Origin of the sequence: Mesorhizobium sp. M0563 (assembly GCF_040321065.1) — a bacterium.
Classification (GTDB): Bacteria; Pseudomonadota; Alphaproteobacteria; order Rhizobiales; family Rhizobiaceae; genus Mesorhizobium.
Genome location: NZ_JAMYQV010000008.1, coordinates 88,751 through 112,195, shown reverse-complemented (window position 1 = coordinate 112,195; position 23,445 = coordinate 88,751). Strand labels below are relative to the sequence as shown.

General features: G+C 63.1%; 22 protein-coding genes and 1 other RNA gene. 16 read left to right on the top strand and 7 right to left on the bottom strand.

Features of this window, described 5'->3' with window-relative positions; translation table 11 throughout:
- Window positions 1-56 precede the first annotated feature (56 nt).
- On the bottom strand, window positions 57-1,658 hold the full coding sequence (locus tag NKI50_RS13245; protein ID WP_352716763.1) for a cisplatin damage response ATP-dependent DNA ligase: 1,602 nt from the start codon (window positions 1,656-1,658) through the stop codon (window positions 57-59).
- Window positions 1,659-1,884: 226 nt separating this feature from the next.
- Complete coding sequence (locus NKI50_RS13240) at window positions 1,885-2,895, bottom strand: ligase-associated DNA damage response exonuclease (RefSeq protein ID WP_352716761.1); 1,011 nt, start codon at window positions 2,893-2,895, stop codon at window positions 1,885-1,887.
- A 108-nt stretch (window positions 2,896-3,003) separates the two neighbouring features.
- Here NKI50_RS13240 and NKI50_RS13235 point away from each other — a divergent pair, with 108 nt between their 5' ends.
- Both NKI50_RS13235 and NKI50_RS13230 read left to right on the top strand, forming a co-directional pair.
- Entirely contained in the window at window positions 3,004-3,948 is a 945-nt protein-coding gene (locus NKI50_RS13235; RefSeq protein WP_352716759.1) for a methyltransferase domain-containing protein, read from the top strand.
- A 54-nt stretch (window positions 3,949-4,002) separates the two neighbouring features.
- Window positions 4,003-4,359 carry a hypothetical protein gene (locus NKI50_RS13230; protein WP_352467478.1) on the top strand — a complete coding sequence of 119 codons (357 nt, stop codon included), beginning with the start codon at window positions 4,003-4,005 and terminating at the stop codon, window positions 4,357-4,359.
- A gap of 7 nt (window positions 4,360-4,366) precedes the next feature.
- Here NKI50_RS13230 and NKI50_RS13225 read toward each other — a convergent pair whose 3' ends face one another.
- Together NKI50_RS13225 and NKI50_RS13220 are read right to left on the bottom strand one after the other, a co-directional pair.
- Window positions 4,367-5,230 (bottom strand): prephenate dehydratase, encoded by an 864-nt coding sequence (locus NKI50_RS13225; protein ID WP_352483265.1) that lies wholly within the window; start codon window positions 5,228-5,230, stop codon window positions 4,367-4,369.
- Window positions 5,231-5,263: 33 nt separating this feature from the next.
- Window positions 5,264-5,992, bottom strand: a complete 729-nt coding sequence (locus tag NKI50_RS13220; protein ID WP_023717846.1) for a 3-deoxy-manno-octulosonate cytidylyltransferase — start codon at window positions 5,990-5,992, stop codon at window positions 5,264-5,266.
- Window positions 5,993-6,184: 192 nt separating this feature from the next.
- Between NKI50_RS13220 and NKI50_RS13215 the strand changes: the two genes are divergently transcribed.
- The 9 genes from NKI50_RS13215 to NKI50_RS13175 all read left to right on the top strand — a co-directional run bounded on the left by NKI50_RS13215 (window position 6,185) and on the right by NKI50_RS13175 (window position 16,798).
- Complete coding sequence (locus NKI50_RS13215) at window positions 6,185-6,838, top strand: c-type cytochrome (RefSeq protein ID WP_352483264.1); 654 nt, start codon at window positions 6,185-6,187, stop codon at window positions 6,836-6,838.
- Between the two features lie 173 nt (window positions 6,839-7,011).
- Window positions 7,012-8,895, top strand: coding sequence for an extracellular solute-binding protein (locus NKI50_RS13210; protein ID WP_352716756.1), 1,884 nt, complete (start codon window positions 7,012-7,014; stop codon window positions 8,893-8,895).
- Window positions 8,895-10,763, top strand: coding sequence for an extracellular solute-binding protein (locus NKI50_RS13205; protein WP_352716754.1), 1,869 nt, complete (start codon window positions 8,895-8,897; stop codon window positions 10,761-10,763). The genes NKI50_RS13210 and NKI50_RS13205 overlap by 1 nt, the downstream gene beginning before the upstream one ends.
- Window positions 10,764-11,042: 279 nt before the next feature.
- A complete protein-coding gene (locus NKI50_RS13200; protein ID WP_023717841.1) occupies window positions 11,043-12,137 on the top strand; it encodes a microcin C ABC transporter permease YejB in 1,095 nt (364 codons plus the stop codon).
- Window positions 12,137-13,276 (top strand): ABC transporter permease, encoded by a 1,140-nt coding sequence (locus NKI50_RS13195; protein WP_352640535.1) that lies wholly within the window; start codon window positions 12,137-12,139, stop codon window positions 13,274-13,276. Before NKI50_RS13200 ends, NKI50_RS13195 begins: the two co-directional genes overlap by 1 nt.
- 120 nt (window positions 13,277-13,396) lie before the next feature.
- Window positions 13,397-13,633: a hypothetical protein gene (locus tag NKI50_RS13190; protein WP_352548783.1), complete on the top strand. Its 237-nt coding sequence runs from the start codon at window positions 13,397-13,399 to the stop codon at window positions 13,631-13,633.
- Window positions 13,633-14,136 carry a type II toxin-antitoxin system VapC family toxin gene (locus tag NKI50_RS13185; RefSeq protein ID WP_352483259.1) on the top strand — a complete coding sequence of 168 codons (504 nt, stop codon included), beginning with the start codon at window positions 13,633-13,635 and terminating at the stop codon, window positions 14,134-14,136. Before NKI50_RS13190 ends, NKI50_RS13185 begins: the two co-directional genes overlap by 1 nt.
- Window positions 14,133-15,761, top strand: coding sequence for an ABC transporter ATP-binding protein (locus tag NKI50_RS13180; protein WP_352716750.1), 1,629 nt, complete (start codon window positions 14,133-14,135; stop codon window positions 15,759-15,761). Before NKI50_RS13185 ends, NKI50_RS13180 begins: the two co-directional genes overlap by 4 nt.
- A gap of 95 nt (window positions 15,762-15,856) precedes the next feature.
- Entirely contained in the window at window positions 15,857-16,798 is a 942-nt protein-coding gene (locus NKI50_RS13175; protein ID WP_023717837.1) for a 2-hydroxyacid dehydrogenase, read from the top strand.
- Between the two features lie 25 nt (window positions 16,799-16,823).
- Here the strand turns inward: NKI50_RS13175 and NKI50_RS13170 are convergent, their stop codons facing one another.
- The 3 genes from NKI50_RS13170 to NKI50_RS13160 are packed head-to-tail and all read right to left on the bottom strand — an operon-like array spanning window position 16,824 to window position 18,551.
- Entirely contained in the window at window positions 16,824-17,126 is a 303-nt protein-coding gene (locus NKI50_RS13170) for a Dabb family protein (protein WP_352483257.1), read from the bottom strand.
- Between the two features lie 25 nt (window positions 17,127-17,151).
- Window positions 17,152-18,093, bottom strand: a complete 942-nt coding sequence (nudC, locus tag NKI50_RS13165; protein ID WP_023717835.1) for an NAD(+) diphosphatase — start codon at window positions 18,091-18,093, stop codon at window positions 17,152-17,154.
- 38 nt (window positions 18,094-18,131) lie between these two features.
- Window positions 18,132-18,551: an HIT family protein gene (locus tag NKI50_RS13160; RefSeq protein WP_023717834.1), complete on the bottom strand. Its 420-nt coding sequence runs from the start codon at window positions 18,549-18,551 to the stop codon at window positions 18,132-18,134.
- 357 nt (window positions 18,552-18,908) lie between these two features.
- On the opposite strand from NKI50_RS13160, the gene ffs reads away from it, so the two are divergent.
- The 5 genes from ffs to recR all read left to right on the top strand — a co-directional run bounded on the left by ffs (window position 18,909) and on the right by recR (window position 23,438).
- Window positions 18,909-19,005, top strand: an RNA gene (gene ffs / locus NKI50_RS13155) — signal recognition particle sRNA small type.
- Window positions 19,006-19,109: 104 nt separating this feature from the next.
- On the top strand, window positions 19,110-20,951 hold the full coding sequence (locus NKI50_RS13150) for a DNA polymerase III subunit gamma/tau (RefSeq protein WP_352716747.1): 1,842 nt from the start codon (window positions 19,110-19,112) through the stop codon (window positions 20,949-20,951).
- A 32-nt stretch (window positions 20,952-20,983) separates the two neighbouring features.
- The gene (locus NKI50_RS13145) at window positions 20,984-21,307 is read left to right on the top strand and encodes a YbaB/EbfC family nucleoid-associated protein (protein WP_023719593.1); all 324 of its coding nucleotides are present in this window, start codon (window positions 20,984-20,986) and stop codon (window positions 21,305-21,307) included.
- A gap of 290 nt (window positions 21,308-21,597) precedes the next feature.
- Complete coding sequence (locus tag NKI50_RS13140) at window positions 21,598-22,551, top strand: cell wall hydrolase (RefSeq protein WP_023719592.1); 954 nt, start codon at window positions 21,598-21,600, stop codon at window positions 22,549-22,551.
- Window positions 22,552-22,832: 281 nt separating this feature from the next.
- Window positions 22,833-23,438, top strand: coding sequence for a recombination mediator RecR (gene recR, locus NKI50_RS13135; RefSeq protein ID WP_352493754.1), 606 nt, complete (start codon window positions 22,833-22,835; stop codon window positions 23,436-23,438).
- Window positions 23,439-23,445: the final 7 nt, after the last annotated feature.

Genomic DNA, 23,445 nt, shown 5'->3' with positions numbered 1-23,445 from the left:
TTGTTTTGATGCATGTCGTTACCGCAAAACCGCTGCACACTTTTGCGCGACATGCATTAACTGTCCAGCAGCGCCTGCAGCGTCTCGATGCGGTCGGCTTCGGCTGCTGGCTTGTCCCAGCGCAGTCGTGAAATGCGGGGGAAGCGCATGGCGACGCCCGATTTGTGCCGCGTCGAGCGGTTGAGCCCTTCGAATGCCACCTCCAGTACGAGGCCTTGTCTGCGGTCGGCACGCACTGAGCGCACCGGGCCAAAGCGCTCGATCGTGTTGTCGCGGACATATTTGTCGATCTGCCTCAGCTCTTCGTCGGTGAAGCCGAAATAGGCTTTTCCCACCGGCACCAGCTCTTCCGATCCTTCCGGCCCGGACCAGACGCCGAATGTATAATCGGAATAGAAGCTCGAGCGCTTGCCGTGGCCGCGCTGGGCATACATCAGTACGGCGTCGACCGTGTGCGGATCGCGCTTCCATTTGAACCAGGGGCCCTTCGGCCGCCCGGCCACATAAGGCGAATCCCAGCGCTTCAGCATGACGCCTTCGATGACCGGATGCAGCGGCTTGCGGCGCAATTCCTCCAGCGCCTGCCAGTTGGTGAATTCGACCAGCGGCGACAGATCGAAGCGGCTCGGATCGAGTGTCCTCACAAAGGCCTCGAGCCGGCCGCGCCGTTCGCGGAAGGGAAGTCCGCGCACATCCTCGTCGCCGATCTGCAGCGCATCGTAGCAGCGCATGAAGGCCGGGTATTGCTGCTGGATCTTGGGTGACACGCTCTTGCGGTTCAGCCGCTGCTGCAGGTCCGAGAACGTGCCCGTCGCCTGCCTGGGGTCTCCGACCAAAAGCTCGCCGTCGAGGGCGCCGGAAAAATCCATCGCCTCAGCAAGATCGGGAAAGGCGCCGGAGACATCGTCACCGGTGCGCGAATAGAGCCGGCGAATGCCGCCTTCGCAAACCGCCTGGACGCGGATGCCGTCCCATTTCCATTCGGCCGCGTAGTCGGCCGGGTCGAGCTTTTCGAGGTCGCCGTCACCGACGGCATTCGACAGCATCACCGGCCTGAACAGCGCCAGCGCCGTCTTCCTGGGTTTTTCCGCTTTGCCCTCCAGCCAGGCGAACAGCGCCGTGTAAGGCGGCGTCAGCCCGTGCCAGAGTTCCTCGATCTCGGCGATATCGACCTTGCCGAAATCGGCCAGCGCCTGCTTGGCCAGCCGCGCCGAGACGCCGATGCGCAGGCCACCGGTGACCAGCTTTATGATGGCAAAGCGCGCCGAAGTGCTGGCGCTGTCGAGCAGCCGGGCCAGCACCTGCGGCCCGTCGGAACGGCTCGCCGCCTGCAGCTTCGCCACCACCTCGGCCAGGGTCGGCTCGTGGTTCGCAATATCGACCGGCGCTTGCGGCCAGACCAACGACACCGTCTCGGCCAGGTCGCCGACATAGTCGTAGGAATAGCCGAACAGCACCGGGTCCATGCGCTCGATCACCAATGTGCGCAGCATCGCCGGCTTGACCGCGGCGATGGACAGATCGCCGGTGATGGCCGCCAGCGCCAGCCCGCGATCCGGATCCTCGACGCTGCGGAAATAGTCGGTCAAAAGCGTCAGCTTGCCGTTGCGCGACGGCGTCAGCACCAGCCGGTCGAGAAGCTCGGCGAAGCGGTTCATGGGAGGCGCGCCAACGGGGGAAGCTTACGATCCTTCGCGCCCCCCTCTGTCCTGCCGGACATCTCCCCCACCAGGGGGGAGATTGGATGTCGCCACTGGTTTCGCCAATCTCCAGCGTTGAGGGAACGAGCGCGGCGCCAAAGCTGCCGATCTCCCCCCTCGTGGGGGAGATGGCCGGCAGGCCAGAGGGGGGCGCGACAGAACGCCATACCGGCGATTTCCACCATCAATCGCCCTCGTCCTCATAACCGACCAGATGCAGCGGCCTGGCGGCGATGCCTTCGAGTTCGCACCAGCGCACCAGTGCCTCCTCGCGGCCATGCGTCACCCAGATTTCTTCCGCGCCGGTCTCCTTGATCGTTGCTGCCAGCTCGTCCCAGTCGGAGTGATCGGAGATGATCAGCGGCAGCTCGACGCCGCCCTGCTTGGCGCGCTGGCGGATGCGCATCCAGCCTGAGGCGAAGCACGACATCGGATCGGGAAAACGCCGCGCCCAGCGATCGGCGAAGGCGGATGGCGGGCCGACAACGATGGCGCCGGCAAAGTCGCTTTTCGCGCCGGTCTCGACGGTCGCCGGTTCCAATGTTCCGAGATCGATGCCCTGGCTCTGGTAATACTCGCTGAGCTTGGCCAGCGCGCCATGGATGTAGATCGGCTTTTCGTAGCCGGCATCGCGCAGCAGGCGCATGACGCGCTGCGCCTTGCCGAGCGCATAGGCGCCGACCAGATGCGTGCGCTCGGGAAACTGCTCGGTCGATTTCAGCAGCCGGGCGATCTCTTCGCTATCGGGCGGATGGCGAAACACCGGCAGGCCGAACGTCGCCTCGGTGATGAAGACGTCGCATTTGAGCGGCTCGAACGGCTCGCAGGTCGCATCCTTCTGGCGCTTATAGTCGCCGGACGCGACGATGCATCTGCCCTGATGCGCGACCTTGATCTGCGCCGAGCCAAGCACATGGCCAGCCGGGTGAAAGCTGACGGCGACACCGCCAAGCGCAGTCGTCTCGCCGAGCACGGCGGCTTGCGTCGTTCCGGCAAAACCGTCGCCGTAGCGCAGCCCCATGACATCGAGCGTCTGCTGCGTCGCCATCACCGAGCGGTGCCCGGAGCGGGCATGGTCGGAATGGCCATGCGTTATCAGCGCCCGGTTGACCGGCCGCACCGGGTCGATGAAGAAGTCGCCGGGCGGGCAATACAGCCCTTCCGGCCGGGGATGAAGCAGGTCGCTGGCGCGCATGGCCCCAAGATAGGCGCTAATTCCGGCGCGGGAAGCCTGTTGTAAGTCACTGCTGACTCCAGCATAGAGCGCAGGCCGGCTGCAAACACCCGGCGGAACTCGATCACAATGAAACCGCTCCAGACCTCGTCCGACGATTTGACCGCCGACCGCCGCGCCGACTATGCCGAAATGCTCTATGCATCCGGCGATCATGCGGCAGGGGGTGAATTGCTTCTCGGCGCGCTCGAACTGGCGCCGCAATGGGCGGCCGGCTGGTTCCGCCTCGGCGAGATGCAGGAGGCGGCGGGCGCGCCCGATCTCGCTGCGCAGGCCTGGACGACGGCGCTGCAGCTCGATCCGGCGGACAGGCTCGGCGCGGTGCTCAAGCTGCAATTGATCGGCAGGGCGGCGCCCGCCCCGGCGCCGCCCAGCGCCTTTGTCGAGACGCTGTACGACCACTATGCCGGGAGCTTCGAGGGTGAGTTGGTCGACAGGCTCGGCTATCGTCTGCCCGAATGTCTCGACCGGGTTATCCTGGCAGCACGGCCGGGCCGGTTTTCGCTGGTGCTCGATCTCGGCTGCGGCACCGGCCTCATGGGCCAGAGACTGCGGCCGATCGCCGATCGGCTGGAGGGTTACGACATCTCGGCCGGCATGCTGAGGCAGGCGCGTGCCAAAGGCGTCTACGATCTGCTCGTCAAGACGGACCTGCAGGATTTTTGCTATTCTGGCCCGAAAGCCGATCTGGTGATGGCGGCCGATGTGTTCATCTATGTCGGCGCACTCGACAAGGTGGTGAACAAGATTGCCGGAATGCTTGCCAGCGGCGGTCTGTTTGCGTTCTCCGTCGAGACGCTCCCCGGCGGCGAATCGTCCGGCGGCGCCGGCTTCGCCTTGCAGCCGTCGCGCCGCTACGCGCATTCGCAAAGCTATGTAGAGCGGGTTCTGGACGCCAACGGCTTTTCGGTCCTGTCGCTGCAGCCAACCATTATCCGGCAGGATCGCCGCGAACCGGTCGAAGGGCTTGCCGTACTGGCAAGCTTGCTTTCCGGCAGCGTAAAATCTGGCTAAGACTCCTGCCGCTGCACAGGAGAGTGGCAGCTGCGAAAGACAAGGAGCACGTTCATGCGCTGGAACATGATGGTCTTGGCATCTTGCCTGGCGATGGCCGGCTGCGTCGGCAATTCGATGTCCGAACGGCAGGACGAAAACGTCCAGTCCTCGCTGCTATATGACAAGGTGCCTTGCGACCAATTGCTGGCGCAACGAAACGGCCTGGCGCAGCAATATCATTTGCCGGTGGACGCCAAGCCGTCCTTCTCCAACCCGGCGACGGGCTTCGGCCCGTTCACGCCGGACATGCGCTCAAAAGCCAAACGTGATGCCGACCAGGCAAGCGGCAAGATCGACGCCATGAACCGGTCGATCAGCCGCCGCGAATGCGGCAAGCCGGCCAAGCAGAACAAGCTCGGCCTGACCTGACCGGACCCTAATCCGCCACCTTCCATTGCTCGCGCGAGGCACTGGCGGGGTAGACGCCGAGAATGCGCATTTCGCGCGAGAAGAAGGCGAGCTCGTCGAGCGCCAGCTTCACCAGCGGGTCGTCGGGATGGCCCTCTATGTCGGCGTAGAACAGCGTCGCCGTAAACGCGCCGAGCTGGTAGCTTTCCAGCTTGGTCATGTTGATGCCGTTGGTGGCGAAGCCGCCCATCGCCTTGTAGAGCGCGGCAGGCACGTTGCGGACGCGGAAGATGAAGGTCGTCATCATCTTGGCGTCGGCCGAGGGGCGTTCGGCCCATTGCTTGTTCTTGGTCAGCACGACGAAACGGGTGACGTTGCTGTCGGTGTCCTCGACATTCTCCTCGATGATGTCGAGCCCGTAGAGCGTCGAGGCCAGCGCCGGCGCCAGCGCGGCCATGGTGCGGTCCTTCATCGCGGCGACCATCTTGGCGGCGCCCGCCGTGTCGCCGGCAACCGTCGCCTTCCAGCCGTTCTTGCGGATGTATTTGCGGCATTGGCCGAGCGCGTGGATGTGGCTGTGCACGGTCCGGATCTCGTCGCGCCTGACGCCGGGCAGCACCATGAGCTGGAAGTGGATCGGCAGGAAATATTCGCCGATGATGTGCAGCTTCGATTCCGGCAAGAGGTGATGGATGTCGGCGACGCGGCCGGCAATGGTGTTTTCGATCGGGATCATCGCCAGATCGGCCTTGCCGGTCTCGACGGCGTTGAAGGCGTCCTCAAAGGTCGGGCACGGCAACGGCTCCATCGACGGGAACATGTTGCGGCAGGCGGTGTCGGAATTGGCGCCCGGCTCGCCCTGGAAGGATATTTTGTTGGTCTTTTCAGGCATGCGCAGAGTCTCGGGAATTGGGGGAAGAATTTCTTAGTTGGAAAGGAGCGCCCTGGCGCGTTCGAGATCGTCCGGCGTATCGACGCCAAGCGGCACCGACTGCACGATCTCCGCATCAATGCGCATGCCGGCCTCGAGCGCCCGCAACTGCTCCAGCCGCTCGCGGCGCTCCAGCGGCGACGGCCTCAGCGCAACGAAGCGTTCGAGTGCGGCGCGGCGATAGGCATAGAGGCCGATATGATGGTAGAGCGGGCCTTCGCCCCAGGGGGCGGTGGCGCGGGTGAAATAGAGCGCCCTGAGCCGCGTCGCCGAGAGTGGCGAGCCGACCAGCTTGACGACGTTCGGATTGGTCTTTTCCTCGTCGCGGACGATCTCGACGCAGAGCGTGGCGATGTCGACCGCTGCGTTCTCGAAAGGCTTAAGCGCGGCGCCGATAACAAGGGGCTCGATGGTCGGCAGATCGCCCTGCACATTGACGATGGTCTCGACGCTGTTGCCAGGGTCGAGAATGGTCAGCGCTTCGAAGATGCGGTCGGAGCCGGTTTCGTGGTCCGCCCGCGTCATCACCGCCTCGAAATCATGCGCGCGCACCGCCTCCGCGACGCTTTGCGTATCGGTGGCGACGACGACCCGGCCGAGGCCGGCCTCGGCAGCACGGCGGGCGACGTGGACGATCATCGGAGTGCCGGCGATGTTGGCCAGCGGCTTGCCCGGCAGGCGGGTCGAGGCCATGCGGGCCGGGATCAGGATGAGGGTGGACATGAGGCGGGCAGGGGCTCGAAAAAGAGGAGGACAAAAGTGGCAAAAGGTCTCACTGGCAGCGCCCTTATAGGTGTTGCAACGCCGGAGCAAAAGACCTAGTTTCCGCGCGATTTGACCGCCTCGCAGGGTGGTTCACGATACCGACGGACGGAGTGGACGGATCGGTCCGCCGGAAAAGGGAGCCTGGGGCGTATGGATTCCAACGAAGTCAACAAGCTGCTCGCCGCTTTCCTCGGCACGGTGTTCATTGTCTTTTCCGTTGGCATCGTGTCCGACGCGCTGTTTGCCTCGCCGGCGCCGGAAAAGCCCGGCTTTGCCATCGAGGCGACCGAGCCTGCCGAAGGCGGCCCGGCCGCTCCCGCCGCGGAGGCCAAGCCGATCGCCGAGCTGCTGACCACCGCCAACGCCGAAGCGGGCGCCGCCGTCTTCAAGAAATGCCAGGCCTGTCATTCCGGCGAAAAGGGCGGCCCCAACAAGGTGGGCCCCGATCTGTGGGACATCATCGACCGTCCGGTCGCCGAGCATGAGGGCTTTGCCTATTCTGCCGGCATGAAGGAGTTCTCTAAGGGCGGCAGCGAGAAGTGGACCTACGACAACCTCAACCACTTCATCACCTCGCCGAAGAAGTTCGTGAAGGGCACGGCGATGGGTTTCGCCGGCCTGCCGAAGGATGAGGACCGCGCCAACGTCATCGCCTATCTGCGCACGCTGTCGGACAATCCGAAGCCGCTGCCGGCGCCCGGCGCCTCGGCCGAGAACGCGCCCGCCAAGCCGGCCGAAGGTGCAGCCCCTGCCAAGCCGGCAGAAGGCGCGGCGCCAGCCGCTCCGGCTGCACCCGCAAAATAACAAAACTGTAATGACATAATCCTTGAAAAAGCCGGGTTCAGCCCGGCTTTTTCGTTAGGAAAAATGCATATGCGACGACAAAGCCGCTCCGTTGCGGTTTTCAGCGCCGCCAAATGATCTAGATTGGGCCCAGACGCTATGGTGACGGCGCTATATCGCGAAGAGGAGAACGCATGACGGTTGGCCGAGCGCGGACGCTTCTGAAATCGGTGCTTATGCTGGCTGCTTTTGCCGGCGGCCTGCAGGCGGCCCTCGCGGACGAATGGCGCACGACCTCGTCGCTGATCGGCGAATCCAAATATGGCGACAACTTCCAGCACTACGATTACATCAATCCGGATGCACCCAAGGGCGGCACGCTGAATTCCGTGGTGCTTGGTACGTTCGACAGCTTCAATCCCTACATCGTGCAGGGGTCGCCGGCTGCCGGCTTCGCGCAGTTCGGCGGCGGCCTGCTCTACGACACGCTGATGGAGCAGGCGACCGACGAGGGCAGCACCAGCCATCCGCTGATCGCCGACGCCTACAAATATCCGGCCGACTATTCCTCAGCGACCTACCGGCTCGACCCGCGGGCGAAGTGGCATGACGGCCAGCCGATCACCACCGACGACGTGATCTGGTCGTTCCAGGTGCTGAAGGCCAACAGCCCGCAATATAGCCGCTATTTCGAAAACGTCACCGACGCGGTCGCCATCTCCGACCGCGAGGTCGAGTTCCATTTCAACCAGAAGGGCAACCGCGAACTGCCCAAGATTCTCGGCGATCTCGTCGTATTGCCCAAGCACTGGTGGGAAGGTACCGACGCCAATGGCAAGAAGCGCGACGTCACCAAATCGACGTTGGAGCCGCCACTCGGCTCGGCCGCCTACAAGATCGCCAGCTTCAAGCCGGGCTCGGAAATCGTCTGGCAGCGCGTGCCCGACTACTGGGCGGCCAAGCTGCCGGTGAAGATCGGCCGCGAGAATTCCGACAGCCAGCGTTTCACCTATTTTCTCGACGACAATGCCGCCTGGCAGGCCTTCACCAAGGGCGGCTTGGACGACATCAAGCCGGAGAACAGTTCGAGGCGCTGGAACACGGCCTATAATTTCCCGGCAGTCCAGGCCGGCGACGTCATCAAGAAGGAATTCAAGACCGCGTCGCCCGAACCGATGCAGGCCTTCATGCTCAACACCAGGCGCCCGCTGTTCCAAGATCGCCTGGTGCGCGCCGCCTTGATGTACCCGTTCGACTTCGAGACGATGAACCGGACCCTGTTCTTCGGTTCCAATACCCGCACCAGCAGCTATTTCCAGGGCACGGAACTGGCGTCGAGCGGCCTGCCGCAAGGCAAGGAACTCGAAATCCTGGAGCAGTACCGTGACAAGCTGCCGCCCGAGGTCTTCACCCAGGAATTCAAGCTGCCGGTCTACGACAGCCCGCAGGCGGAGCGCAAATACCTGAAGACCGCGGTCGATCTGTTCGCCAAGGCAGGCTGGGTGATCAAGGGCGGCAAGATGGTCAACGCCAAGACCGGCGAACCGTTCAAATTCGAAATCCTCGGCTGGAACGACACCGACCAGGTCATCGCCAGCCCGTACATCGCCAATCTGCGCAAAATCGGCGTCGACGCGACGCTGCGCCTGATCGATCAGACCCAGTATATCAACCGCGTCACCCATTTCGACTTTGACGTGGTCACTTCGATACTCGGCCAGTCGGACTCTCCCGGTAATGAACAGCGCGATTTCTGGAGCTCCAAGGCCGCCGATTCGCCGGGATCGCGCAATTACGCCGGCATCAAGAATCCGGTCGTCGATGCGCTGGTCGACCGGATCATCTATGCCACCGACCGCGACGATCTCGTTGCCGCCACCCATGCGCTCGACCGGGTGCTGTTGTGGAACTTCTACGTCGTGCCGCAATATTACCGCGCCGTGGTCTGGCTCGCCTATTGGAACAAGTTCGGTATGCCGGAAAAGCAGCCCGCCTATAGCGGCGTCGACCAGAATTCCTGGTGGATCGATCCGGTCAAGGAAAAGGCGCTGGCGGCCAAATACAAGAGTGGCAATTGATGACGGTGCTGCCCCGTCGCGACTTCCTCGCCCTGGGCGGTGCCGCCGCGGCAGCTGCATGGCTGCCCGGCCGGGCTTTCGCCACGACCCCGACCGGCGTGAAACTGCACGGCCTGTCGGCCTTCGGCGATCTCAAATACGCGCCGGATTTCAAGCATTTCGACTATGTGAATGTCGACGCGCCCAAGGGCGGCACCTTTAATTTCGGCCCCTCGCAATGGGTGTTCAACCAGAATCCCTACACCTTCAACACGCTGAACAGCTTCGTGCCCAAGGGTGACGCCCCGCCGCGCATGGAAATGTGTTTCGATTCGCTCATGACCGGCGCACAGGACGAGCCGGATTCCATCTATGGACTGCTGGCTGAAAGCGTGACGATCTCGGCGGACCGCAACATGTTCGAGTTCGCCCTGCGCCCGCAGGCGCGCTGGCATGACGGCTCGCCGCTGACCGCAGAGGATGCCGCATATACGTTCACCCTTTTCAAGAATCAGGGCCATCCCGATCTCTCGCTGCCGCTCCGTGAGATGACCCAAGCCGTCGCCGCCGATACTGGAACGCTGAGATTGACCTTTTCGGGCAAGCAATCGGAACGTACCATCCTGGATGTCGCAACGTTCCCGATCCTCTCCAAGGCATATTTCGCGATCGCCCCGTTTGACAGCTCCCGCATGAAGGCGCCGCTCGGATCCGGCCCTTACAAGGTCGGGTTGGTGCGTCCGGGACAGACAATCGAGTTCGAGCGCGTCGTGGACTATTGGGGCCGCGGCCTGCCGGTCAATAAAGGACAGTTCCATTTCGACAAGCTGCGCATAGAGTTCTATGGCGACCGTCAGGCGGCTTTCGAGGCTTTCAAGAAGGGCGAAGTCCATTTCCGCGAAGAGGCAACGTCGCGCGTATGGGCTACCGGCTACGATTTTCCGGCGCTCACCGCAGGCAAGGTGGTTAAACGCGACTTTCCTTCCGAAAAGCGCCCGTTAATGTACGCGACAGCCATGAACCAACGGCGCGAACGGTTTCGGGATATGCGCGTGCGCCGCGCAATTGCGTTGTGCTTCGATTTCGAATGGACCAACAAATCGCTGTTCTACGGCCTCTATGATCGTTCGCAATCCAATTTCGAACGATCGGAATTCAAAGCCACCGGCGTACCGTCTCCTGACGAACTGACGCTGCTGGAGCCGCTTCGCGACAAGCTTGCGCCTGAAGTCTTCGGCGAAGTCTATGCTCTGCCCCCATCCGACGGCAGCGGCCGTGACCGGAAATTGCTGCGCGCATCGCAAAAGCTGATGGCTGACGCGGGATGGAAACGGTCCGGTCAATTTTTCCAGAATGCCGCCGGCGAAACTTTCAGGTTAGAAATCCTTGCTGACGACGAAGGTTTGGTGCGCATCTATGGGCCGTGGGCGGAGAATTTGAAGGCCATCGGCTTCGACGCCTCAATCCGCCTGGTCGAGTCGGCACAGCACCAAGCCAGGCAGGCGAGCTTCGATTTCGACATGATAGCGATGGCGGTGCTGTTCTCGCCGACGCCAACACGGGAGGGAATGGACGGCATCTTCCATTCACGCTCGGCCAACCTGCAGGGATCGCGCAATCTGTCCGGCACGGCAGACCCGGCGATCGACATGCTTGTCGAGGCGATAGACCGCGTCAAAAACCGTCAGGAACTGACGACAGTGCTGCGTTCGCTGGATCGGGTCTTGCGCGCGCGCATGGACTGGATTCCTAGTTGGTATTCGGCGAATCACCGCGTGGCCTTCTGGGACATGTTCGGTTTCGACGAAACGAAACCCGACTACGGCTTCGCGATGGAAGCGCTGTGGTGGTTTGACAGGGACAAGGCGGCAAAGATTGGCAAAGGCTGAATTTCTTGCGGGCGTTGGCGCCGCCCCTCACCTGCCTGCCGGCATCCTCTCCCCGTATAGCGACGGGGAGAGGGGGGCTTTCATCGAGGATTTCGCCAACCACAAACATGGCAACAAAAGCGCCGAGACTACGGCCAGCCCCTTTCTCCCCGTCACTATACGGGGAGAAATGTCCGGCAGGACAATGAGAGGCGGCGCCGGCGTCGACAATTGGCCTGAAGCGATTGCCTCGGGGGCACCCCCAGCCACAGTGGTCCTCCCTAAGGAGGGTAAAAACTGATGGGCGCCTATATACTGCGCCGCATGCTGCTGATGATCCCGACCTTGTTCGGCATCATGGCGGTGTCCTTCGCCGTCATCCAGTTCGCGCCTGGCGGGCCGGTCGAGCAGGTCATTGCCAGGCTGACCAACCAGGGCGGCAGCGATCGCCTCGGTGGCGGCGGCGGTGATGCCGGCGGCGCCAATTTCGATGTGGCCGGCGACGTCGGCTCGAAATACCGCGGCGCGCAAGGGCTCGATCCGGAATTCATCAAGAAGCTGGAGAAGCAGTTCGGCTTCGACAAGCCGCCGCTCGAGCGCTTTGGCATGATGCTGTGGAATTATCTCCGCTTCGATTTCGGCGACAGCTACTTCCGCGACATTTCGGTGCTCGACTTGATCCTGGAAAAGATGCCGGTGTCGATCTCGATCGGGCTGTGGATCACGCTTTTGTCCTATCTGATTTCGATCCCGCTCGGCATCCGCAAGGCGGTCAAGGACGGCTCCACCTTCGACGTCTGGACCAGCGGCGTCGTCATCGTCGGTTACGCCATTCCAGGCTTCCTGTTCGGCATATTGCTGATGGTGCTGTTTGCCGGCGGCTCGTTCTGGGACTGGTTTCCGCTGCGCGGCCTCACCTCCGACAATTGGGACCAGCTGTCGTGGCCGGCCAGGATCGTCGACTATTTCTGGCACATGACCCTGCCGCTGACGGCGCTGGTGCTGTCGGCCTTCGCCACGACGACGCTTTTGACCAAGAATTCCTTCCTCGAGGAAATCCGCAAACAATATGTGGTCACCGCCCGCGCCAAGGGCCTGTCGGAGCGGCAGGTGCTCTACGGCCACGTCTTCCGCAACGCCATGCTGATCGTCATTGCCGGTTTTCCCGGCGCCTTCATCTCGGCCTTCTTCACCGGCTCGCTGCTGATCGAGAACATCTTTTCGCTCGACGGCCTCGGCCTGCTCGGCTTCAACTCGGTGGTGCAGCGCGATTATCCGGTGGTCTTCGCCAATCTCTACATCTTCTCGCTGCTTGGCCTGTTCGTCGGGCTGCTGTCCGATCTGATCTATACCTGGGTCGATCCGCGCATCGACTTCGAGCGGAGAGACGTCTGATGGCGCAGGCCACAGCCGAAACGGCGCCGCCTCGGATCGCGCGGCCCTTTCTGTCGCCGCTCAACCAGCGCCGCCTGCAGAACTTCAAGTCCAACCGGCGCGGCTACTGGTCGTTGTGGATTTTCCTGTTCCTGTTCGTGCTGTCGCTGGTTTCCGAACTGATCGCCAACGACAAGCCGATCATCGCCTCCTACAAGGGCGAGATCCTGTTTCCGGTCCTGGTCGCCTATCCCGAGGAGAAGTTCGGCGGCTTCTATGCGGTCACCGACTACCGCGACCCGGTCATCCAGGACGAGATCAACGCCAATGGCTGGATGATCTGGCCGCCGGTGCGCTACTCCTATCAGACCGTCAACAACGCTATTCCCGAAGCAGCACCGACCAAGCCATCCTGGCTCTACGACAAGAAGACGCGCTGCAACCAGTATCCGAAAGGCGAGGCAGACCCCAACTGCAACGTCGGCAACTGGAACTGGCTGGGCACCGATGACCAGGCCCGCGACGTGCTGGCGCGCGTCATCTACGGCTTCAGGATCTCGGTGCTGTTTGGCCTGGTCCTGACTGCCGGCTCGGCGCTGATCGGCGTGGCGGCCGGCGCCTTGCAGGGCTATTTCGGCGGCTGGACCGACCTTCTGTTCCAGCGCTTCATCGAGATCTGGTCGGCCATCCCGGTGCTGTATCTGCTCTTGATCGTCGCCGCCATCCTGCCGCCCGGCTTCTTCATCCTGCTCGGATTGATGCTGCTGTTTTCCTGGGTGGCACTGGTCGGCGTAGTAAGGGCCGAGTTCCTGCGCGCCCGCAATTTCGAATATGTCAATGCGGCGCGCGCGCTCGGCGTGTCCAACATCACCATCATGTTCCGGCATCTGCTGCCCAACGCCATGGTGGCGACGCTGACCTTCCTGCCCTTCCTGCTCAGCGGCTCGATTTCGACGCTGACTTCGCTCGACTATCTCGGCTTCGGCCTGCCGCCCGGCTCCGCCTCGCTCGGCGAGTTGTTGAAGCAGGCACAGCGCAATCTCAACGCGCCATGGCTCGGCATTTCCGGCTTCGTCGTCATCTCGCTGATGCTGTCGCTGCTGGTCTTCGTCGGCGAGGCTACCCGCGACGCTTTCGATCCGCGCAAGACGTTCAGATGAGAGCGATGCGGGCTGGCATTCGGCATGTTATATTCCGGCCGATATCGAGCGAACCCGGACCCATGACGGTGTTGGCGTCGGTTCAGTCCGTCAAGCCGCACGTCGGGGAAGGAAAGGGTTATGAATAGGGTCATCCTTGAACAACACTACCCGGCATCGAAGCTCCCGGATGAACTGCGAAGGGGCATAGCTCCGAGCGCCTCGGTCAAAGTGACAGTGGAAGAGGAGGCCAACAGGCCTCTTGGCCGCGAACAATTGCTTGAACTCATGCGGAATGCTCAGGCCAACGCGCCGGGAACAAGCCTCGACGAGGCTGTCGCGCGTGTTCGTGCCCTCCGCGATGAGTGGGAGGATTGATGGCTGCAGTCCGGCTTTATGTCGACACCAACATTTTCATCTATGCCTTTGAAAACAACGATGCGCTTGCAAAAAAACTGCTTCAGCTCATTTCACTGAACGACGGCAGAAAGCAGCTTTTCTTGGCGACGAGTGAGATCGTGCTCGCAGAGTTGATGGTCGATCCCTTGATGAGAAAGAACAATGATCGACTGATCGAACTCTACGACAATATTTCAATCGGCAATGCCTTCATCTCAATTGGGGCGATAACTCGCGAGGTTCTCTGGCACGCAGCACAGTTGCGTTCGGAATTCCTTTCCTTGAGATTACCGGACGCGATCCATCTTTCCACAGCGATGCACTTCGGCTGCACACAATTTCTGACCGCGGACACGAGATTGAAAGAGACCTATTCTATCGCACCAAATCGTCTCGTCCCCCCTCAAATGGCAGCCAAAATTTCGATCATACGACCGGAAATTTCCGCCTTGGACAGGGTTGTCGCGGAAGTTGAGCCATGACCGCCCCTCTCCTTTCCGTACGAGACCTCAGCGTCGCCTTCACGCAAGGCGGCAACCAGTCGATCGCCGTCGACCATATTTCCTTCGACCTTGCCAAGGGCGAGACGGTGGCGCTGGTCGGCGAATCCGGCTCCGGCAAGTCGGTCACCGCGCTGTCGGTGCTGAAGCTGCTGCCCTATCCGACCGCCAGCCACCCCTCGGGAAAGATCCTGTTCCTCGGCGCCGACCTGCTGGCCACGGACGAGAGAGACTTGCGCCGCGTGCGCGGCAACAAGATCACCATGATCTTCCAGGAGCCGATGACCTCGCTCAACCCGCTGCACACGATCGAGCAGCAGATCGTCGAGGTGCTGAAATTGCACCAGGGCCTGGGCGATCGCACCGCCAAGGCGCGCACGCTGGAACTTCTGCACGAGGTCGGCATCCGCGAACCGGAGAAGCGGCTCGACGCCTATCCGCACCAGCTTTCCGGCGGCCAGCGCCAGCGCGTCATGATCGCCATGGCGCTGGCCAACGAGCCTGAACTGTTGATCGCCGACGAGCCGACGACGGCGCTCGACGTCACCGTCCAGGCGCAGATCCTCGAATTGCTCGCCGGCCTGAAAAGCCGCAAGAACATGTCGATGCTGTTCATCACCCACGATCTCGGCATCGTCAGGAAGATCGCCGACCGGGTCTGCGTGATGACCAAGGGCAAGATCGTCGAGACCGGCCCGACCAAGGAGATATTCGCCAATCCGCAGCACGCCTACACCCGGCATCTGCTTGCCGCCGAGCCGAAGGGCAAGCCGCCGGCGGCCAATCAGGCCGCCAAGCCAGTGATGGTCGGCAACGACGTCAAGGTCTGGTTTCCGATCAAGAAGGGCTTCTTCCGGCGCACCGTCGACAATGTGAAGGCGGTCGACGGCATCGACGTCACCGTGCGGGCCGGTCAGACGCTTGGCGTCGTCGGCGAATCCGGCTCAGGCAAGACGACGCTCGGCCTGGCGCTGGCCAGGATGATCTCGTCGACCGGGAATATCCAGTTCAACGGACGCGGCATCGATCAGCTATCCTTCAACGAAATGCGGCCGCTGCGGCGCGAACTGCAGATCGTCTTCCAGGATCCGTTCGGCTCGCTCAGCCCGCGCATGTCGGTCGCCGAGATCATCGAGGAAGGGTTGAAGATCCACGAGCCGAAACTGTCGCCCGATGCGCGCGACGAGCGTGTCGTCGACGTGCTGCAGGAAGTCGGCCTCGATCCGGCGACGCGCAACCGCTATCCGCACGAATTCTCCGGCGGCCAGCGCCAGCGCGTCGCCATCGCGCGCGCCATGGTGCTCAACCCGCGCTTCGTCATGCTGGACGAGCCGACCTCGGCGCTCGACATGAGCGTGCAGGCGCAGGTCGTCGACCTCTTGCGCAGCCTGCAGGCCAAGCACGACCTCGCCTATCTCTTCATCAGCCACGATCTGAGGATCATCCGCGCGCTCGCCAATGAAGTCATCGTCATGCGCAATGGCAGGATCGTCGAAGCCGGACCTTCCGAACAGATTTTTGGCAACCCGCGGACCGACTATACAAAGGCGTTGATCTCGGCCGCCTTCAAGATCGAAACGGCGCCGGTCGGCATCGTTAGCGAGTAGATTTTCGCCAGAGATCATGCACAAAATCAAAACGCTGCCGCGCCCTTGCACGTCGGGACGCGAACGCTGTTGGTAAAAAGGAAAAACAATCCGCAATGGAAAAAGGCCGCATCCTGCTTGCCCTCACCGGTATTCATCCGCTGCGCTGGCGCGAACTGCTGTCGGCGGAGCGCGAAGTGGTGCTCGAGCCGAATGGCGCCGCCGATCCGTCGATCACCTATGCGGTGGTGTGGAAACAGCGGCCGAACCTGTTGTCGTCGCTGCCCAATCTGCGCGCCATCTTCTCGATCGGCGCCGGCGTCGACCACATCTTCGCCGATCCCACCTTGCCCGACGTTCCGGTCGTCAAGGTGGTGGCCGACAACCTGACCCAGTACATGACCGAATACGTCGTCTGGCGGGTGCTCGACCACCATCGCCAGGGCATGCTCTACCGCGCCCAGCAGCAGAAGAAGATCTGGCACGAACCGCAGCAGCGGCCGGCCAGCGACATCTCGGTCGGCATTATGGGGCTCGGCACGCTCGGCCGCGCGGCGGCGTCGGTGCTGTTGTCGCTCGGCTTTCCGGTCAATGGCTGGTCGCGCAGCGATCGGCCGATGCAAGGTGTCTCGACTTATGCGGGCGAGGCCGGCCTGATCCCGTTCCTCAACGCTACCGACATCCTGGTGGTGCTTCTGCCGCTGACGCCGCAGACGCACGGCATCATCAACCACGGCGTGCTGAAGGAGCTGCGCAAGCGCAACGGCCTCGGCGGCTCGGTGCTGATCAATGCCGGGCGCGGCAGGCTGCAGAAGGACGCCGACATTCTGCGCGCACTGGACGACGGCACGCTGAAGGAAGCCAGCCTCGACGTGTTCGAGGTCGAGCCGCTGCCGAAGACCAGCCCACTATGGAACCATCCTAAAGTGTTCGTGACGCCGCATGCGGCGGCAACTTCCGATCCGGTCCACCTGGCGCCGATCATGCTGCGCCAGATGGACGCCTTCGAGCGCGGCGAAGCGCTGGAAAATGTGGTGGACCGCGACGCGGGGTATTGATTTTTTGGAGCGCCGCTTCCCCGTCTCAGCCCCAGCCGAGCGGCACGTAGTCGATCTCCATAAACGCCTCGACCTCGGGGATCCAGCGGTCGCGGACGAAGGCGACGTGGTCGGGATGATCGTTGTAGCCGGAGTAAGCCCGCTGATCGGCGAACTCCATCGAGAAGCCGAAGCGGTACTCGTTCTTGGGGCTGACCTGCCGCAACTGCTCGAAATGCGTGACGCCCTTTATCGCCGTGAGGATCCTCTTGGCATCGGCGAGGAACCTTTTTTCCTCAAGCGAGTGCGGCGGGTGTTTTAGCGTGAACACGACGGTGTGACGGATCATTTTTTGCTCCTGCGATGTCTTCGTGTCACGCGCTGTCGGCCCAGGCGCGGATCAGGTTATAGGCGATCGCCCCTTTCGGCGGCGTCACCAGGCCGCCCGGATGTTCCCTGGCCAGCATCGACAGCACCTCGTCGCGAAAGAACCAGCGGCAGTCTTCCAGCTCGTTGAGGTCGGGGTGGATGTCGTCGTTGAGCGGTTCGCCGAAGCAGCCGATCATAAGCGAATAGGGAAACGGCCAGGGCTGGCTGGCGTGGTAGACGACGCGGCCGAGCCGGATGCCGGCTTCCTCCAGCGTTTCGCGGCGCACCGCCGCCTCGATCGTCTCGCCCGGCTCGATGAAACCGGCGAGCGCCGAATACATGCCGGGCCCGAAATGCCGGCCGCGGCCGAGCAGGCATTTTTCGCGCGTCGCCGTCAGCATGATCGCCACCGGGTCGGTGCGCGGAAAGTGCTCCGTACCGCAGGCCGGGCAATGCCGCTTGTAGCCGCCGGCCCGCATCTCGGCTTCGGTGCCGCATTTGCTGCAGAAGCGATGGCTGGCATGCCAGGCGAGCAGCGCCGCCCCTTGCGCCAGCGCGCCGGCCGCCGCTTCGTCGATCAGCCCCTGCATATAGACCGAGCGATAGTCGATCGCCTTGATCGTCTCGGGAAGCTGCTCGGGCTCGACCGCGGCCGGCACCGCCAGCACCGGGCCACTTTCGGAAAAACCGAGCAGGACGCCGTTTTCGAGCGATGCCTCGAGCGGCCGGCTTTCGGCCACGCCGAACCAGGGATCGAATGCGTCTTGCGCAAGCTTCAGATAGAGCCGGCCGCCATGCATCAGCAAAAGCCGAGTCGTCGGATCGGCGAGCGCCTTTTCGACGGAATCGTCGGCGCGGTTTTCGGATTGCCGGTCGATGATGTTGCCGGCGAAGCCGACGAACTGGCTCGGCTCGCGCAAGGGCGCGTCAAACAGGCTAAAGCTCATGCGGACTCGGGAAGGTTCAAGATGGACACGGGAGAGGCTTATAGCGCTGCCTTGATCTTTTCCGCAAACTTGCGAATGTCGGAGCGCTGGTAGGGCTCGCGCAGGCCGTGCCCCCACACCGGGCCGGGCCAGCCGGGATCGCCTTCCGAGCGCGCGATAACATGCACGTGCAACTGCCGCACGATGTTGCCGAGCGCGCCGGTGTTGATCTTGGTGCAGCCGGTCACCCGCTTCAGCGCCAGCGCCACCATGTTGGTCTCGAAGGTCAGCATCGCCTGGTCGAGCGGCGTCATGTCGTGGATTTCCTCGATGCCCGGCCGCTGCGGCACCAGCAGCAGCCACGGCCAGCGGCGGTCGTTCATGACGCGCAATTCGCACAGGCCGAGCCACATCAGCTGTTCGCTGTCGGCTTCCAGCTGAGCGTCAAGCGTGAATCCTGCCTTGAGGCCCGGCAGCATCGGCGTTTCCCTCGCATTTTGACGTTTTTTGAACTTTATCGACGCTAGAGCGGCTACCGGGGGGCCGCAAGGGGCAGCAAGCAACATTGGCCGTCGTGGCGCTGATTGTGCGCGAAGAACCGAGGACCAGGGCATTGCATACGGTTGGCGCTGCCCCGCCGAGGTCGACAATTTTGACCGCAGCCACATTTTGTTCTTGCTTTGTGCCGGCAGCTATGCTACTAATGTCGCTATGGTGATTATTCGCACCAACGACCCGCCCGCCGAGGCGGGTTTTTGGTTTCAGCTTTCGCCGTCGCGCACGACTCCTATCATCCGCACTTGCATTTCATCGCCGGATTGCCGATATGGAGGCCGGGAGGTTGGTGGTGGACGGTCCACTCGCCAACCGGGTCAGGTCCGGAAGGAAGCAGCCCTAACGAGCCCGGAACGGGTCATTGTTCCAGCCTCCCGCCTCTTCGCCTTTTGCCCCGACATTGACGGCGCCAAGCCGTGCGGGCGAAACTATGCGCAGGAATCGGCCGCCTCCAGTGGCAGCCCTTGGAGCTTAACGGGCGAATGAGCGAAGCCGGAAACGACGCCGGGAAATCGGACAAGCCTGCCGCCTATCGCGTGCTGGCGCGCAAATACCGACCGTCGAATTTCTCCGAACTGATCGGCCAGGAGCCGATGGTCCGCACCTTGACCAATGCCTTTGCCACCGGCCGCATCGCCCAGGCCTGGATGCTGACCGGCGTGCGCGGCGTCGGCAAGACGACGACCGCGCGCATACTGGCGCGGGCCCTGAACTATAAAACATCGACCGTCGACCAGCCTTCAGTCGACCTTGCCGTGCTCGGCGAGCATTGCCAGGCGATCATGGAAGGCCGCCATGTCGACGTCATCGAGATGGACGCCGCCTCGCATACCGGCATCGACGACATCAGGGACATCATCGAACGCGTGCGCTACGCCCCGGTATCGGCGCGCTACAAGGTCTACATCATCGACGAAGTGCACATGCTTTCCAACCAGGCCTTCAACGGCCTGCTGAAGACGCTGGAAGAGCCGCCGCCGCACGTCAAGTTCATCTTCGCCACCACCGAAATCCGCAAGGTGCCGATCACCGTCCTGTCGCGCTGCCAGCGTTTCGACCTCAGGCGCATCGATGCGGCAATGATCAAGGCCGACCTTGCCAGGATAGCGGGTCTGGAGGGCATCGAAGTCGAAGACGATGCGCTGGCGATGATCGCGCGCGCGGCCGAAGGCTCGATGCGTGACGCGCAGTCCATCCTCGACCAGGCGATCGCCCATGGCGGCGGCGCGGTCAGCGCCGAAGCGGTCCGCGCCATGCTGGGCCTGGCCGACCGTGCCCGCATCGTCGACCTGTTCGAACATGTCATGAAAGGCGACGTCGCCGCCGCGCTTGCCGAATTCCGTGCCCAGTACGATACCGGCGCCGATCCTGCCGCGGTGCTGACCGACCTTGCCGAGTTCAACCATCTGGTCACCCGTCTGCGCTTCGTGCCGGCTGCTGTCGACGACGCCTCGCTGTCCGAGGACGAGCGCCGGCGCGGCGCCGATTTCGCCAGGACGCTGTCGGTCAAGGTGCTGTCGCGGACATGGCAGATGCTTTTGAAAGGCATTCCCGAGGTGCAGACTTCCAACCGTCCAGTCAGCGCCGCCGAGATGGTGCTGATCCGGTTGGCGCATGCCGCCGACCTGCCGACGCTGGACGAGGCGCTGAGATCGCTGGAGAGCGGCGTTTCGCTGCCCGGCTCCGCGCCGCGCGCGAATGGCGCGCCGGCAAGCCCCGGCCCCGCAAGCCCCGGACCCGCAAGCCATGGGCCTGCAAGCGGTGGTGCCGGTGCCGTGGCGCAGACGCGGATGCCGACGGCCAATGGCGGCGCGCAGTCGATGCGCCTGGTCGAGCCCGAGCCGGTGCCGACCAATTTCGTTGCTCCGCCGGAGCCGGTGGTCAAGGCGCCGCCGGTGGCGGTGAAATCGCTGGCCGACATTGTTGCCCTTGCCGACGCCCAGCGCGACATGGCCTTCAAGGTGCTGGTCAAGCGTTGCGTGCGCCTGGTGCGCATCGAGCCCGGCCGTATCGACGTCAGCCTGACCGACGATGCGCCGAAGATGCTGCTCAACGATTTGACCGCCAAATTGCGCGCCTGGACCGGCCGCAACTGGCTGGTGTCGCTGTCGAAGGAAGAGGGCGGCCAGACCTTGGCCGAGATGGAATCGACAAAGCGCGAAAATGCCTTCCTCGATGCCAAGAGCGATCCGACGGTCGCCGCCATCCTGGCGCGCTTTCCCGGCGCCAAGATCATCGACGTGCGCATTCCCGACGCGCCGGAGGCCGATGCGGCCGAGGGCGAAGTGCCGGTCGAGCCGCCGGCAGACGACGACGAAACCTGAAACAACCGGCACCAACTGCAAAGGACCGTGCGATGAAAGATCTTCTCGGCCTGATGGGCAAGGCAAAGGAAATGCAGGCCAAGTTCCAGGCCATGCAGGATGAGATCGCCACGCTGGAAGCCACCGGACAGGCCGGCGGCGGCCTGGTCAGCGTGACGCTGACCGGCAAATTCGAGATGAAGTCGCTGAAGATCGACCCGTCGCTGTTCAAGGAGGACGAGGTCGAGATTCTCGAGGATCTGCTTCTCGCTGCCCACAACGACGCCAGGACCAAGGTCGAGCAAACCATGCAGGAAAAGACCAAGGCGCTGACCGCGGGACTGCCGATCCCGCCGGGAATGAAACTGCCCTTCTAAGGCTAATGCATGTCGCGCAAAAGTGTGCAGCGGTTTTGCGGTAACGACATGCATCGAAACAAGAACGTAAAGCGCGTCGCCTGAGGCCGGTCGAACGCGACGCGCTTTTAGTCAATCGGTATGCCGTTACAGTGGCCGAAGAGTGCAGCAGCCAGTGCTTGCTCTTCCGCCGGCTGTGTCTATTAGGCAACTCCCCACACTTAATAACGCTTTAGCCATCTTTTTGCCTGAAAGTGTCTCATTCTTGCCGCAACCAGGGGCGGGCTGGCAGCAGAATGAGGGGACGCCTGTTGATCTCTACCCGATGGAAGACGCCGTTGCGGCTCGGCGTCGTTATCTCGCCGCTGTTTTTGGCCGCTTGCAGTCAGACCGCCTCGCACGGCATGTCCAGCCTGACCGATGCCATTACGCCGGGTTTCCTGAGCTCGCGTTCCTACAATTCCACGCCGAAGGAAAAGGAGTGCCTGGAGCGGGCAATGTTCTTCGAGTCCAACCGGTCGAGCCGTGACGGCATGATTGCGGTCGGCACGGTGGTGATGAACCGGCTGCGGTCCGGCAAGCATGGCAACACCATCTGCCAGGTCGTTGGCGAGCGCGGCCAATTCGCGCCGGGCGTCATGACGCGGCCGATGAATTCGAAGGCGATGCCCGATGTCGAGGAAGCCGCCGCGGCGGTGCTCAAGGGCGAGCGCAAAGCCAAGCTGAAGAACACGATGTACTTCCACACCGCCGGCCTGCGCTTCCCCTACAAGAACATGCACTACACCATGGTCGCCGGCGGCAATGCCTTCTATGAAAAGCGCGGCCGCAACTGGCAGCCGCTGCCGGACGAACCGGTGGTCGCCGTGGCCCAGGCCAAGCCGCAAGCGCCTGCCGCTCAGGCCATACTTGTCGCCTCGGCCGAGCCGGCGCGCGACGCCAAGCCGACATTCGCCAAGGCGACCTATGTGACCGCCGCCGCATCGCAGCCGGCAAAGCAGACAAGGGTGACTGCCGGGATGGCGACCCCGGAGAGGGCGGCCCCAGAGAAGCCCACCCAGGAGAAGCCGGTGCTGGTGGCGCTGCAAGAACCAATGCAGGAGCCCGATGCGGCCCGTTTCGGTGGGACCGCGAGCGCACGGCCTGTCACCTCCTTCGAGGCAGCGCCGGCAGAGCCGACAATGTCGTTCGAGGCGACGCCCGAGAACACCGACGCCATCGGCGCGATGATCGCCGGCCAGACCCGGCCGCTGGAAGAAAACTGAGACGGTCAACGTCGGCGCCGCCGCTCATCTGGCTGCCGCCATCTTCTCCCCGTATAGTGACGGGAGAAGGACGCTGTGGCCAAGGATTTCGCCAATTTCCGGCGTCGCAAAAAAAGGGACCGAGGTTGCGGTCAGCCCTTTCTCCCCGCCGCTATACGGGGAGAAATGCCCGGCAGGGCAATGAGGGGCGGCGCAAACCTGGGCGATTGCCTCTCTGCCCGCTGGACAGCACGCGCCTCAGTGGTGTTCCAAAACCCGTTGAAAAATCCTAAACCGGTGCGATGTCGAAGCGAATCGCCGGTCCCGAGATCGAACGCCTGATCCAGCTGCTGGCCAAGGTGCCGGGGCTCGGCCCGCGTTCGGCACGGCGCGCCGCGCTCCACCTCATCAAGAAGAAGGAGCAGCTGCTGGCGCCGCTCGCCGCCGCCATGGGCGAGGCGGTCGACAAGGTGCGCATCTGCTCGACCTGCGGCAATGTCGACACCTCCGATCCCTGCATGATCTGCACCGACCCGCGCCGCGACCCCACCACGCTCATCGTCGTCGAGGACGTGGCCGACCTTTGGGCGCTGGAGCGGGCGACCGCCATGAACGTGCGCTACCATGTGCTCGGCGGTACGCTGTCGCCGCTCGACGGCATTGGTCCTGATGAGCTCAACATCCGTTCGCTGGTCGATCGCGTCGCCGGCGGCGAAGTCAAGGAAGTGATCCTCGCCGTCAACGCCACGGTCGAGGGCCAAACCACCGCGCACTACCTCACCGACCAGCTTTCCGGCTTCGACATCAAGGTGACGCGGCTGGCGCATGGCGTTCCGGTCGGCGGCGAGCTCGATTATCTCGACGAAGGCACGCTGGCCGCCGCACTGCGCTCGCGGACGGCGTTTTGAGGCGAGT

Bases quoted from the DNA above. Each gene is read 5' to 3' on its own strand.
- NKI50_RS13245 (WP_352716763.1), bottom strand. From the start codon at position 1,658: ATGAACCGCTTCGCCGAGCTTCTCGACCGGCTGGTGCTGACGCCGTCG.
- NKI50_RS13240 (WP_352716761.1), bottom strand. From the start codon at position 2,895: ATGCGCGCCAGCGACCTGCTTCATCCCCGGCCGGAAGGGCTGTATTGC.
- NKI50_RS13235 (WP_352716759.1), top strand. From the start codon at position 3,004: ATGAAACCGCTCCAGACCTCGTCCGACGATTTGACCGCCGACCGCCGC.
- NKI50_RS13230 (WP_352467478.1), top strand. From the start codon at position 4,003: ATGCGCTGGAACATGATGGTCTTGGCATCTTGCCTGGCGATGGCCGGC.
- NKI50_RS13225 (WP_352483265.1), bottom strand. From the start codon at position 5,230: ATGCCTGAAAAGACCAACAAAATATCCTTCCAGGGCGAGCCGGGCGCC.
- NKI50_RS13220 (WP_023717846.1), bottom strand. From the start codon at position 5,992: ATGTCCACCCTCATCCTGATCCCGGCCCGCATGGCCTCGACCCGCCTG.
- NKI50_RS13215 (WP_352483264.1), top strand. From the start codon at position 6,185: ATGGATTCCAACGAAGTCAACAAGCTGCTCGCCGCTTTCCTCGGCACG.
- NKI50_RS13210 (WP_352716756.1), top strand. From the start codon at position 7,012: ATGACGGTTGGCCGAGCGCGGACGCTTCTGAAATCGGTGCTTATGCTG.
- NKI50_RS13205 (WP_352716754.1), top strand. From the start codon at position 8,895: ATGACGGTGCTGCCCCGTCGCGACTTCCTCGCCCTGGGCGGTGCCGCC.
- NKI50_RS13200 (WP_023717841.1), top strand. From the start codon at position 11,043: ATGGGCGCCTATATACTGCGCCGCATGCTGCTGATGATCCCGACCTTG.
- NKI50_RS13195 (WP_352640535.1), top strand. From the start codon at position 12,137: ATGGCGCAGGCCACAGCCGAAACGGCGCCGCCTCGGATCGCGCGGCCC.
- NKI50_RS13190 (WP_352548783.1), top strand. From the start codon at position 13,397: ATGAATAGGGTCATCCTTGAACAACACTACCCGGCATCGAAGCTCCCG.
- NKI50_RS13185 (WP_352483259.1), top strand. From the start codon at position 13,633: ATGGCTGCAGTCCGGCTTTATGTCGACACCAACATTTTCATCTATGCC.
- NKI50_RS13180 (WP_352716750.1), top strand. From the start codon at position 14,133: ATGACCGCCCCTCTCCTTTCCGTACGAGACCTCAGCGTCGCCTTCACG.
- NKI50_RS13175 (WP_023717837.1), top strand. From the start codon at position 15,857: ATGGAAAAAGGCCGCATCCTGCTTGCCCTCACCGGTATTCATCCGCTG.
- NKI50_RS13170 (WP_352483257.1), bottom strand. From the start codon at position 17,126: ATGATCCGTCACACCGTCGTGTTCACGCTAAAACACCCGCCGCACTCG.
- nudC (WP_023717835.1), bottom strand. From the start codon at position 18,093: ATGAGCTTTAGCCTGTTTGACGCGCCCTTGCGCGAGCCGAGCCAGTTC.
- NKI50_RS13160 (WP_023717834.1), bottom strand. From the start codon at position 18,551: ATGCTGCCGGGCCTCAAGGCAGGATTCACGCTTGACGCTCAGCTGGAA.
- NKI50_RS13150 (WP_352716747.1), top strand. From the start codon at position 19,110: ATGAGCGAAGCCGGAAACGACGCCGGGAAATCGGACAAGCCTGCCGCC.
- NKI50_RS13145 (WP_023719593.1), top strand. From the start codon at position 20,984: ATGAAAGATCTTCTCGGCCTGATGGGCAAGGCAAAGGAAATGCAGGCC.
- recR (WP_352493754.1), top strand. From the start codon at position 22,833: ATGTCGAAGCGAATCGCCGGTCCCGAGATCGAACGCCTGATCCAGCTG.